Raw genomic sequence first — 12,819 nt, forward strand, 5'->3', positions numbered from 1 at the left:
TCGTATCCCTCATCGGCTGGAGTCCTTATAATCCCATTTCGACAGATAGGATACGGAAGCCAAAGGTCTAAAAACATCTCTTCCACGAATCGGATAAAGAATCCCCCACTCCTTGGAAACAAGAACCAAATTTCCATCTTGTTCGTTATAACGAGGACCTTCTCGTTTCTCTAACACTCCCTTAAGGATAAATCTGTTTTTCTTGCCTCCCGACGACCCCTGATCATAAATAGTTAGAAACTCGCTTAGCTCATCCATCGGATTTGCGCCTTCAACATACATGTAGCCGTTAGCGGAAGGAAATAGATGATTATTGTAGCCAAGTATTTTCCAATCGGCTCCCGATGCATCCGAATGCTCGGCGATGATCTCAATTTCACCTAAAGGAAGCCCCCCTTTAGGGATGTAATCAAACTCAGCGGACACGGCATGTTTAACCGGTAATTCTTGAACGCAAAGATATGCCACTAAAATTAAAGCAGCGGATACCATGATCAATTTATTTTTTCGCATTGGTTCACCTTTTAGGTTCAGAGGAATCAGGACTAGCGTACATTTAATAGTAACTTCGAACAAAACCAATAAATAATAGACTGATGAAAAGAAGTAAAAAACCAACTGCTCTTCTAACAACGATTATAAAATATGGGGGCTCCGGAACCGGCAAGAAAAGCTCATCAGTTCTATAGTACTTCATATATTTGGGAAAAAATAAAAATCCTATTGATAATAATAGTAGAACGATTGCTTGTATTATTAACACGAATCATCCCTCACATTAGACTTCCGCCCCATTTTGCCAAGCCTTGAACTTAATATATATCGGACATATTCATGTTCTATTTTATGTAAGTTCACACACACATCGGATAAAGTGAAAACTAAATAACCTTAGTCCGGAATACTGCCGAACTAAGGTTAGCTGAAGGAGGTCCTTCCTATTGCCCACAGGATATCCCTATACCCTGGCAATGATCATAAAACGTTCCGAGTTGGTTTTAATTCCTTTTTCAGTTTGATTTTCCGCAATAAATTGTTGAAGTATTTGAAAATCAAATTCGGATTGCCCAAAGTTAGGAATAATTGGAGTATGCTTCAAAAGAAAAATCAGGTCCTCGGCCGTCTGGTAAAATTCAATGACGTTACAATCAAATGACTGTATATGTGTAAAGCCCGCTTCGCTCAATTCGGCAATGCATTGATGTTTTAATGTACCTCCAGTTATCCCTAACGCTTGCCCTCTTCCAAACGCTTCTTTAATATTTAACTTATCATTTTCGCTTACTTGCTGAGTCAGGAATATGCCTTCCTTAACCAACACTTTTGCTATTTCTTTAGCATAGAAAACCGAATGTCTACAAGAAACTATATTAAAGAAATTCTCAGGGAAAAGTAGTTCTTGGGCGTCCATCTGTAGAAAACGAACATTCGCTCTACCTGAATTGGCCAAATTGTTAGTTGCGGTTTCGATCATTCCAGTTGATTGATCAATCCCCACTAGCAGCAATGCGGCTTCAGCTATGGTTAAAATCGCTTCGCCACCGCCTGTGCCGATATCCAGTAACAAATCCGACTTCTTGCATGCCTTTGTTACTTCGCTGTAGAAGTCCCATTTTATTCCTTCCGAGATACATTTCACATTGCTGAAATCCCATCCGTTGGTTTTTCCAACTTTATCATAAAATTGTTTATAGTCTATTGAATTCATTATTATTCACCTTCTAATGAGGATAATAACCACAAAACAGATGACCGATATCATTCAATGTGTAGCTTCTGGATCAAAAGGGCAGACCTCCCCCTTGATGGCTGGTACGCGTTTTTTCCAGCCCGAAAACTACATACCTCGAACGATACGGAAAGACATCCATTTCACCTCATTTATCGGTCTAAACCTCTCTTTTATCTTCAGGACGATAAATGATTCTCACATAATCTGAATCTTTACTATCCATATCGCCCAAGTATCTTCTTTCATGCTCCGGGATAAGCTCGTACAGTTCCTTAAGTTTCTCCCTAGAATAGTCAGAAGGATATTCAAGATATCTATAATAGGCTTCTCTACATTTTTCTAATGACGTTTTCTTATCATTCAGTTCAGAGTATAGATCGATTAGTTCCTTATACTTATCTTCTTGTTCAGTTGCATAAAGCCCCTTTTCAAGCGTTACTTTCGCAAAATTATCCAAAACAATTTCAGTTGGAGTATTGAAATCGGTGAAGAAAGTTCCATTTCTAAATAATTGTTCTAATTCAGATAAATCATAATTAAATTCAAAACTCGAATTATAACAAGTCACTCGTCCATCTTTATAAACCACTAAATTTACCAAATAACTGATGTCCTTGTGGTTCATAAAGATCGTGAACCCTTTACCATCAATTGTTTGATAAAACATTTCACTTTTCACATAAAAATCTTTTGCTTCGGGTGAGTATGTAACTTTCCTCTTTTCCAATAATTCCTTTTCGTGTTTTGAAATAGTGTAAATATTACTCATTTTAGGATTTAGCTTTTCTATTGTATTCTTTATCTGCATATAATAACTTTTTTTGTCATAATTCCATCTTGCTGATTTAATTTTATATGCTCCTAACCCAAAAATGGATAGAATCTCTCCATTCGGAACATTTGGAACAAGCCAATTGATTTCTATTTTTTCTTTGAGCCCTTTTAAATCAACTAACTCCCAACAATTGATCATTCCATCTTCGTATACATCAAGATTTATATAGTGATATTGCATATTTTTAATAATACCCGGGATACGAGTACCCTCTATTGTTTTTTGTCTACTAATTTTTTGCATTGGAATGATAACCCTCCAAAATAGAGATTGTTACTAGAATAATGAGCAATATAAGTATAACAAATTGTAGAAATTTGGATTGTTTCGGAGTAATTATATTATTAGATAAGAGATACTCATTAATAGAACGTAATACGAACATGGTTATTAGAATTAGTACAGCGCGAATTAATTTATCTGTTATGTCCAACTTTGAAATACTCCCTTAACGCAGCTCCAATAAAATGGATTTTTCATTGCCTATTTCTTTCTTTTGAACACACAAATGACTTCTTTTGAAGATCCTTGATGTTGGCTTGTATCAAAGCAGGATACAAGTTCCCATCCATTTGATCCCATTGCATTAAGTTCGTTGTCAAATTCTTTTATATCTAACGTTCCTCCAGTAAAGAAACCTTTTGTGAAGAACTTAAGAGTTCTATATTCCCATCGTTCCATAGCTCCATATTCCTTTCTTTTATCTGAATAAAGGCGCTGGCCATAAAATCTATTAATCAGATACTATTTTTACACCTCTGTATTCTAGTGTTTCAACAAGAGCCTCTATAAGTGGCCTATTAGCCCGTTCTTCAAAATAAAACTCTGGTTCGTATACAAGTTTATTTATAAAACGTCGTCTATAATTAACTTGCTTCCTCCATGAATGTTTATCTAAGTACTTTTGAGCGACACCGTAATTCTTCCATGTAAGAGTGAACGGTCCGGTAGTACCAAATCCCCCACATAAGCAATCATTCAGCGAGGGTAGATCAAAACCAAAATAGCCTCCAGGACCATTGATCGCTTCTCCCATTGCGCAAAAGAAGGAGGGATAATCCGTCACGTATGTTCCATCTAAAAAGAAATTCTCTTTTTCACTATCTCTATTCCATTCCCGTGTAGTCAGATTATAGTTTTTGACAGCTTTGAGCCATGCTCTTCTCCCTGGTACATCTAGAATGGCCCATTCATTGATATGTACAGGAGGAGATATTCTCCACTTGTTCCAAATTTCTATTTCCGTATGATTTGCAAACGATTCTAAAGAGCCTTTAAATTGAATATCCAGCAAATCCTCTGGAAATCCGATTTTATGATAATAAATTTCATCATATATGAGGAATGTATAACTCCCTATGGGATTCTTGTCATTATCGAGAATACAGACATCCACCGATCTATTCATCGATTGTTTTTTTCTTACAATATATTCCTTAAACTCGTTGCAAAAAACAAACTGTTTACATTGGATTTTATGATATAAATGATCCTCATCTTCATAGATCTTTCCGCTCAGACCTACGATTTCACTACAATATCCGATTGTTAATTCACTGTCATGATCAAGAATGGAGTAGTTCAATTTTTCGCTTTATCTCCCACATTAACATTGATTTTTTCCACACACGGGACTTCCATAATATGGTAATCACAAGAAATCCGTTTCATTAGAAATCACACTCATCTATTGTATTGGTCAATTCAGCCCATCTAGCCGATAATAACTTGGCATAATCCAGCGAAAATAACCCATAGTATCCTAATGAATATCCGTCATTAACCTCTATTAATAGGGTTTGCCCTTTATCTGTTAATCCAAAATCTACTGCATATCCTTTAGGAGCAGTTCTGTATTCTTTGACAACATCTTCAACCACTTTATAATCATATTGTACTCTCCAGTCGCCTCTATATCTTCGAATGTCTAAAATCCTTCCGTATCTAACAAAACATCTCCATTCTGCTACAAAGTTCACAACCTCCGAACATAAAATCTCTGGATCTTCACCATATGTACCACAACCAATTAAATCCTTAGTACTTCTAACTACTACCCCTGTAAATTTTTTATCCTCTACTGGTTTTATAAATACATTCCAATTCTCAGGGTTATTCGCGATTATGCTTAGTTTGGAATTCCAAACCTTTCTGCCTAGGTAACCCCTTAATTCCTCTGGATAGTCAATTTCAGGTGTAATTATGCTATGTTTAAAAAGTGCTTTTCTCACATCGTCAACATAGCCAACAACTATATCCTCTTTTTTACTATCAGATAATTCTGCTATATTTTTGAAATAATTAATTTCAAATCCCATTTGTTTAAATCCGTCGTAGGCTGCATAAAAATTGTGGCTTGCAATTTCGTTGTCAAAATTATTTCTTATAAATATCTTCATTTAAGCACCTACATTCAAAGTGGTCTTGGTTTTCGAGTTGTTTCAATAGTAAAATTATACCACATCTCATAAGACAGAAGTCGAAAAAGGTAGATCGTTTCAATCGTTGTGTAACTCAAGCATAAGGAATATACTTGGAATATGTGGAAGGGGGCTGAAAAACATGGAGTTCACAATCGGAAAATTCAAATAATCTATGGTGGTTCCTATACAAGCGACCACCAATTCTAAAGACAGGTGGTTACATATGTCGAATAAACCGTACGAAATCATCGAACGTCCCCCAACCGTTCTGGAACATAAAACACTATGGGAGGCGGTTGGTTGGGGACAAGTCAATATAGAAATGACCGAGCAATCCATTGCTAATTCAGTATATTGTTTAGTTGCAATAAGCGCCGGAAACGTAATCGGTATGGGACGGATTGTCGGCGATGGAGCAATGTACTATTATATACAAGACGTAGCTGTATTACCCGAGTATCAAAATATGGGAATAGGCAAGCAAATTATCGAGAAGCTGCTGAACTTTATAAATGATCATTGTTCTGGAGCCGGTTTTGTCGGTCTATTCGCCTCACATGGAAAAGACGCATTTTACGAAAAATTCGGATTCAAAAACCATTCTCCCGGCATGACAGGGATGTTCTTGGTAGTAGGCGATTGATCTAATAAAACAAACAGCGTAGTCCGGGACATGAAAATAAAGCCCTAGACTACGCTGTTTTTATTCAACTATCGATATCCTAGCCAATCTCATCCGCCTTAACTTGCTACTTCTTCAATGTTGTTTCATTTTTGTGTTCAATAACGTAGACTACTTTTGGTTCAATTTCTTTCATCATTTGTTCCATGAAAGGTTTGCTATTTTCTTCAGCTGGAAACTGTTTTTCAACCTGTGTTTTTGCAATCACATCAATCACTTGTTGTTTAGAGACATTTTTGGAAGCTGCAACCTCCACAACAGATTTATCTTTTGCTAATTCTTGTTTTAAATCTGTCGGGCTCATTTTTAGCAATGAAAATAGTTTTTCATCGTTTAAAAAGTCATCAGCAAAATAATCAGGCTTGCCATTTTTGGAGAAATAACCTTCTACTTTATTGATTGAAGGTGTCGTCTCACCTCCGACCACCCCAACACTGATTGAATTGCCCTGAACAAATACTTGGTAGAACGGTGTTTTTGATCCCTTTTTGGTGTAATTCAACATAAACGTTTTTTGATCCGAGTTCTCCATTTGCTCCATAGCAACCTCGTACTCTTTGATGTTGCCATACATTTTATCAATAAGGGAATTTACCTTCGCCTTGATTTGCTGATCGCTTAAAGTAATGAGCGGCTTCTCCTTAGGCTCCCAATTCTCTTGAGTCAGGTCTTGGATCTCACCCGTAATACCGTTAGTATGAAGGGTAACCTTTTTGCCGGTTCCTCCTTTTTCCTGCAGTACGATGCTTTGTTGGATCGTTTTCGTACCGGTTGAATTCGTGGAGTCTCCAAGGTAGCTTGCATCGATAATCTCAAACGATTTTGTTTCGGGAAATGCGCTATACAGCTTCTCAAGTGTTGCTTTGCCGACCTCGTCCACCTTGACTTGTTCAGCAGTCATTGGTTTTCTCGTAAGCATTTCAATCAGGGGAGGGGCCGCAAATGCCGCGGTTGGAATCAAAATCGCAGCGGCAACTAATCCGCCAATTAATCGTTTTTTCATGGGTTTTTCGCTCCTTTTTCGTTGTACATATTGAGAATACGATTGTTCAATTCGTTTGGTAATGGCCGGAGGGCACTCCATCGTTTCTGCCTCTTTGAGCAGATGTTCACGGATTTTTCGTTCAATAGGCATTGGTCTTTTCCATCCTTTCCGGGAGGAGATTCCCTATGTTTTTTCGAAGCGCCTGGAGACCAGCATGATATCTGGACTTGACTGTACCCAGCGGAATACCAAGCAATGTCGCGATTTCCTCAAGAGTATAGTCGTGAAAAAAGCGGAGGATAATCACCGTTCGCTGTTTGTCAGTCAGTTTTTGGATTGCCTGCGATATCTCTTGGTTCGTCCCCTCCATGATCACAGTGGGCTCATCCCAATGATGCTCTTCCCGAGAAAAGATACGAATGCGTTCAAAAATTCGGAATCTCCTCCAGCTCTTGACCCGAAATCTCTGCACTTGGCGGATGACCAAGCCGTGCAGCCAGAAGTGGAAAGGACGGTTCGTATCGTAATTGGCAAGTGAGGTCCACATTTGCATATAGATCTCGTTCATGACATCTTCCCGATCCTGCTGATGATCCACCAGAAAGGAGACGGTCCGGTATACATCCCGATAGGTGGCATCATACATCGTTTGAAACGCCTGTTGATCACCATCTTTCATTTTTAAGAGTAACTGGTACATATACTCACTTTGCATTCAGAGGGCCCTCCTGAGTAAGCAGCTTACACCCTATATTGTCTCTATATCGGAAAAAGGTTCGGTTCTTTATTCCCAATAGCAAAGAGGGGTTCGCACCCCTCTTCTTTAAAAGACAAGCGTATTCAGCTCAAACGGACATCGTCTCCCGAACCGGAATCGTCACGACAAGCTTCGTTCCGGCGCCCTCGCGCGAATCGAGCTCCAGCCGCCCGTTCAGATGCAGGACGCGGCCTTTCATCTGCTCTACGCCCATCCCGGAAGATCCAATCTCCATGCGACGCGCTTCCGTACTTTTGAATCCGACACCGTCATCCTCATAAGTTAATACAAAAGCATGGTCCGCGACAGTCATGGTAAACGTTACATTTGAAGCGTGCGAATGCTTTTTCGCGTTGTTAAGCAGCTCCTGAATGATGCGAAAAATATGCTTCTTCGTCGTCAAATCCTTCGCTTCAATGGCGGAAGCCCTCTCCTCCTTGAACTTGAGCACGAACGGCGCGTGGTACGCTTCCTTGTCGAGATACGACCTTACCGTTTCGATCAGCCCAATTTCCTTCAGCAGAAACGGGTTCAATTCGAAGCAGCTTTGGCGCAGACTGTTGTTGATCATCTCTACGAAATTGACGATGTTGTTCAGATGCTCTTTATCTTCTTTATTCATCGCGTATTTGTCCAGCAAAGAAATGAATCTCCGTTTGAGGAAAAACAAATCCTGCATCGTCGTGTCGTGCAGATCGGCTGCGATCCGCAGCCGCTCCTCTTCCTGCAATTCGAACATGACTTTGCGGAACCACTGAATATCCTGCGCCGATTGCTCATTCGGAAGCTGCGAAGCAAGAAGCTGCATTTTCGCAGTCAACTTGCGTATCAGGTGAACATTCTCCAAACTGACCTCCAGGTACGAGGTAATCAAATGCAGCCATTGAATCTCTTCTTTGCCGAGCAAGGTATTCGCTTTATTCCGCGTGATAACCAAATAGCTGGTATATTGTTCATGCCGGTGAATCTCGATACAGGTGTACAGCGGGTGTTCGGACAAAGCCGACGTTTGGAGCAGCTGTTTAACTTCGGCCGCATCGATGTCCCCTTCAGCGATGATCTCGGTATCATGCTCGTACCGGAATACAATGGCCCCGCCCATCACTTCAAGCGTCTGAACAATATCGACAAGTACGATGTCCTTCAGCTCGCGAAAGCTTGAGATGACTCCTAGGTTCTTGGAAATTTTCTTCAAAGCGGTACGCAGCCTGAACTTTCTCGGAAATAAAAACGCTTCAAGTCTCGTTGTAAAATATTCAACCGAATATAGAACGAAGGAAATCATGGCGACAGAGCCTGCAAAAACAAACAAGATCTGCTTTTCATCGGCCAGATTTTGAAATAGGAATGCGAAGATTGCGGTAAACAATCCCGACGGCACAAGGGCAAGCAGACAAGCAAAACCGAAGCGTCGTAGCACCAGACCGATATCGTACAATTGGTTCGAGGCAATCAAGTATGCGAATGAGATCGGGAAGTATAAAATGAACCAACTTGTATAGATGGCATCTATTATTCGATAGGAGGCAATCAATTCAGGGATAAACGAGAAACAGATAACCGGTAAAAACGAAATAAATAAGGAGAATAAAACACTCTTAACAATACTTGATAAATAAGACTTTTCTCTGCGTACTTTGAAATACAATACTATCAGGATGCCGATATTGAACATGAAGCCCGCAATAAAACATAACAAAGTAAAGGCACCTGTATATTTATAAATGGTGGACGTCAGTGGCGGATAGAAATGTAAGGCATTTATTCCGGTCCATATAATAAAGATACAGTACCAGTAGTTCAGAATCCATGCAGGTAACCGGATATTTCCTTTTTCCCTAAAAAAAACAACTAGAAAATGAAAAAAAATAAGTGGCAGTAAAATCATAAACTCACTCATTAGAAACTTTCCAACAATATCTCCTCGTACAGAAGCTCCCAAGCTCATGTAAATGATTGCACATGTAAGAAAGACAACGGCTAGAAACTGAGCCGATTTAGAATGTCGCATCTTCACAAACAACAATCCAGCCATAAACAAACATAAACCTTCCTCAAGTAAGGGAACAATATCGTAGGTCATGTCGTTTGGGTTATCAATTAGAACTTCGTGCTCAAGCCCATCGCGAAAAATAATTAATTTTTCGGCTTGCTCCACTGATCCCCATCTAGAAATCATAAGATTTACATTAGATGCTTCTCCATCTATTTGTTTGACGATATCTCCAATTTTTATGTCAAGATTACTAGCAGCGCCTTCCTTGGATATTTCTGTAATAACCCACTCATTTTGTTGATTTAGTTCAAGATCAATTCCGATAAAAATGAATTTAAATACGGTAGAAGAGCACCAAATTTGAATCCCCGCAAAAATCGCTAAAAACAACCAGACTACAATTTTATTTTGCATAACAACTCCCTATATACTTACTTTTGTGAAATTTCCTTGATATACTACTTCTAGTAAAATATGATCAGAAGGGATGTACACCATGAAAACCATCCAGATAACTTCACAGTTACACTATGTCGTCCATAAATTAAAGAACGTCGATTTGCCCCAAAATGTAAACCATCTAATAAATGATTTACCGTTATCTTCCGTAGAAACATATGCTGTTAATAAAATCTTCAACCAACCTATGACTACTAGATTGAATAGTTTAATAAAACCTTACGGTAAATGGTATTAATTCCAAGTATTATATTACCAAATTAATAAGGGATTGTATATCCGGTCCCGGCGAGTATAAGCTGTCTTTATTTAATTACATAAATTTAAATATACAAAAAGTCTCTGACTTCAAAGAGCCAGGGACTCGACATACCATTTACTCTGCCCTATTACCAAAAAAAGACCGCACCTGCTAACAGGTGCGGCCCCTTATCACTCAACTCCGGACGCTTAATCCACCAAGCTCCACAGCGCCGGCACGAGCGCCGGCTCCCATCCTGGCAGCGAAGTATGGGCTTGAAGCGCTTTATACGTTTTGCCCCCATAGGATACGAGATCATTGACGTTATACGCTACGTATGGCGCCCATGGCTGCACCGTCGATGCCGTATCTGTCGTAACCGTCACCGAATTGCTTGCAGCCGATACGTTGCCCGCGGCATCTTTCGCTTTAACCGTGAAGGTGTAGGCCGTTCCGGCCGTCAGTCCGCTCACCGTGGCCGTTGTTCCTGCAACCGATGCGGCTAAGGCAGAGCCATTGTACACATCGTACCCGGTAACGCCGATATTGTCCGTAGAGGCATTCCATGACAAGGATACGCTCGTCGAGGTTTTGCCGGTCGAAGTCAGGCCGGTCGGCGCGGTCGGCGGCTGCGTATCCGGGTCGGTGGACGTGGACGTCGTCACCGTGACCGAGCTGCTTGCGGTCGATACGTTGCCTGCCGCATCCTTCGCTTTGACCGTGAACGTGTAGGCCGTTCCAGCCGCCAATCCGCTCACTGTCGCCGTCGTTCCTGTCACGGATACGGCCAGCGCAGAGCCGTTATACACATCATAGCCCGTCACGCCTACGTTGTCCGTGGAAGCGTTCCACGACAGGGTTACGCTCGATTGCGTTTTGCTCGTCGAAGTCAGGCCGGTCGGCGCCGTCGGCGGCTGCGTATCTTGGGCCGGGGGGCTACCTACGCCTACAGCGCCGTAAGCGGCTTTTACGGAGTTGACCTGCGTGGAGTTCGCCCCGAACAGGTCGGTAGCCGCTTGAATCGCCGCCGCGCGGATCGCCGCAAAATTGGAGGATGGCGTCAAGTATAATGTAAGCGTTTTATACATAATTTTTTCCGCATCGCTGCGACCGATTCCGTTGACCGTCACCCCGTAATGCGTGCCGCCTTGCGCCAGCAAATAAAACGCTTTGTTATTAATGCCGCTGTTCGTATGCACACCTCCGTTATCGTCAGAGCCCCGGTACAGCTTGCTGTAATGGTCCGGCTGATTGTACAGCTCCGGATTTTCCATCGACCGCAAAGCGTCGCCCGGTATATTCGGCGTGTAGATGTCGTCACCGATCAGCCAGTTTTTCCCTTGAATCGCATTGCCGAAAATATCCGATATCGACTCGTTGAGCGCGCCGGATTCGCCTTGGTAAATCAGCCCGGCCGAATGCTCGGTCACGCCATGCGTCAATTCGTGGCCGATGACGTCCAGATCCCCGGAGAAGGTGCGGAATAAGTTGCCGTCCCCATCGCCGTAGGCGATCTGTACGCCGTTCCAGAACGCGTTGTTATAGTTCCGGCCGTAGTGAACGCTGGATTTGATCGCGAGCCCGTTGCCGTCCAGACTATCCCGGCCAAATTTGTTTTTGTAGTAGTCGTAGACGACTTCGGCGTAAGCATGCGCGTCAACCGCTGCCGGGTCGGTCCATACGTTGTCCGAATCCGTCAGCAGCGTGCCCGGGAGCGACTGGCTATAATTCGCAGAATACGTAATAATGCCTTTTCCGCGCGTGTTGTCCTGAAGCAAGTACTGCGACCCGCTTGCCGTAGTCGTAAAGGTCTTTGTATCGCCAAGCACACCCACGCCCGTACCGGTAGCATGATCGAGCATGCTGAACTTGTTGACGATATTTCCGTTGTCCGCGTTAATGAAATAACGCACGCGCTGCGGGGAAGGCTCCAGCACGTTGACTTCGGTAACGTAAACGAGAAGGTTTTGCCCGTTGTACGGGTAAATATTCAGCTCCGCCGTTTGCTCCCTCTGCTGGCTGCCCAGCTTGCCGATCCGCTTCTCGGTATCTTGATTGGCGATCGCAATCGCCTTCTCTGCGCTAATTTTGGGCGTCAGAGGGACCAAGGATTGCTGTCCCGAATCCGGAACAGTGCTTCCGATGTACGAGGTAACATTGCCCTGCTTGTCAAAATGCAGCGTTTGATCCGCGCCGAATACGGGAATTCCCTGGATATACTGCTTCAGCCGAACGTGTCGCGTTCCGGTCTCGGCATCGGTCACCTGCTGCGTAATTCGGATGCTTTGCTTCGTATCCCCGGCCAGTCCGAGAACGCTCTTCTTGGACTCCAAATATCCCCAAACCTTGTCCTCGTTCGACATTCCCTGCGGGGCGCTCCACGTTTCCCCGATAAATCGCGGTGCGGCCGTTTGCACAAGTCCGTCTTCGGAAACGTTCGGCACGTTCGATGCTGCCCCCGCCGGCAAGGCAGCCGTCGTCATCATGGCCCCCAGGGCAATGACGGTAAACATTTTTTTCATAAACAAACTCATCTCCCATCGTTCGATTTTACTTCCAGCCAAGCCTGCAATCGGTCAATCTATAAGTACTCATCCCTCCTTACATGGTTTTATGGCAGACAAAAGCTTCTATGTGAGTACAACAAGATGTCCGCACCAGAAAACAACAAAAAAAGGATAGCTGTTCACCATAGCGAAAACGGGCTCA

General features: G+C 42.3%; 11 protein-coding genes. 1 reads left to right on the top strand and 10 read right to left on the bottom strand.

Translation table 11 applies throughout. The features are described 5' to 3' along the window. Positions 1–9 precede the first annotated feature (9 nt). The 6 genes from PEL01S_RS01690 to PEL01S_RS01715 all read right to left on the bottom strand — a co-directional run bounded on the left by PEL01S_RS01690 (position 10) and on the right by PEL01S_RS01715 (position 4,966). Positions 10–513: a hypothetical protein gene (locus tag PEL01S_RS01690; RefSeq protein ID WP_127459025.1), complete on the bottom strand. Its 504-nt coding sequence runs from the start codon at positions 511–513 to the stop codon at positions 10–12. 445 nt (positions 514–958) lie between these two features. Continuing rightward, a complete protein-coding gene (locus PEL01S_RS01695; RefSeq protein ID WP_127459026.1) occupies positions 959–1,708 on the bottom strand; it encodes a class I SAM-dependent methyltransferase in 750 nt (249 codons plus the stop codon). Between the two features lie 181 nt (positions 1,709–1,889). Then, the gene (locus tag PEL01S_RS01700; protein WP_127459027.1) at positions 1,890–2,810 is read right to left on the bottom strand and encodes a DUF7638 domain-containing protein; all 921 of its coding nucleotides are present in this window, start codon (positions 2,808–2,810) and stop codon (positions 1,890–1,892) included. Between the two features lie 240 nt (positions 2,811–3,050). Then, the gene (locus tag PEL01S_RS01705; RefSeq protein WP_108531051.1) at positions 3,051–3,248 is read right to left on the bottom strand and encodes a DUF4177 domain-containing protein; all 198 of its coding nucleotides are present in this window, start codon (positions 3,246–3,248) and stop codon (positions 3,051–3,053) included. 52 nt (positions 3,249–3,300) lie between these two features. Further along, positions 3,301–4,152 (bottom strand): barstar family protein, encoded by an 852-nt coding sequence (locus PEL01S_RS01710; protein ID WP_127459028.1) that lies wholly within the window; start codon positions 4,150–4,152, stop codon positions 3,301–3,303. An 85-nt stretch (positions 4,153–4,237) separates the two neighbouring features. Then, positions 4,238–4,966, bottom strand: coding sequence for an ATP-grasp domain-containing protein (locus PEL01S_RS01715; protein ID WP_127459029.1), 729 nt, complete (start codon positions 4,964–4,966; stop codon positions 4,238–4,240). Between the two features lie 247 nt (positions 4,967–5,213). Between PEL01S_RS01715 and PEL01S_RS01720 the strand changes: the two genes are divergently transcribed. Continuing rightward, positions 5,214–5,633 (top strand): GNAT family N-acetyltransferase, encoded by a 420-nt coding sequence (locus PEL01S_RS01720; RefSeq protein ID WP_127459030.1) that lies wholly within the window; start codon positions 5,214–5,216, stop codon positions 5,631–5,633. A 106-nt stretch (positions 5,634–5,739) separates the two neighbouring features. Here the strand turns inward: PEL01S_RS01720 and PEL01S_RS01725 are convergent, their stop codons facing one another. The 4 genes from PEL01S_RS01725 to PEL01S_RS01740 form a co-directional block, all read right to left on the bottom strand. Then, on the bottom strand, positions 5,740–6,807 hold the full coding sequence (locus PEL01S_RS01725) for a hypothetical protein (protein ID WP_174806887.1): 1,068 nt from the start codon (positions 6,805–6,807) through the stop codon (positions 5,740–5,742). Next, positions 6,797–7,372, bottom strand: a complete 576-nt coding sequence (locus tag PEL01S_RS01730) for a sigma-70 family RNA polymerase sigma factor (RefSeq protein ID WP_108531054.1) — start codon at positions 7,370–7,372, stop codon at positions 6,797–6,799. Before PEL01S_RS01730 ends, PEL01S_RS01725 begins: the two co-directional genes overlap by 11 nt. A gap of 130 nt (positions 7,373–7,502) precedes the next feature. Then, positions 7,503–8,870, bottom strand: a complete 1,368-nt coding sequence (locus PEL01S_RS34325) for a sensor histidine kinase (protein WP_163768611.1) — start codon at positions 8,868–8,870, stop codon at positions 7,503–7,505. A gap of 1,449 nt (positions 8,871–10,319) precedes the next feature. Continuing rightward, positions 10,320–12,632, bottom strand: coding sequence for a M4 family metallopeptidase (locus tag PEL01S_RS01740; protein ID WP_127459032.1), 2,313 nt, complete (start codon positions 12,630–12,632; stop codon positions 10,320–10,322). Positions 12,633–12,819 lie beyond the last annotated feature (187 nt).

Origin of the sequence: Paenibacillus elgii NBRC 100335 (assembly GCF_004000865.1) — a bacterium.
In the GTDB taxonomy this organism is placed as follows: domain Bacteria; phylum Bacillota; class Bacilli; order Paenibacillales; family NBRC-103111; genus Paenibacillus_G; species Paenibacillus_G elgii.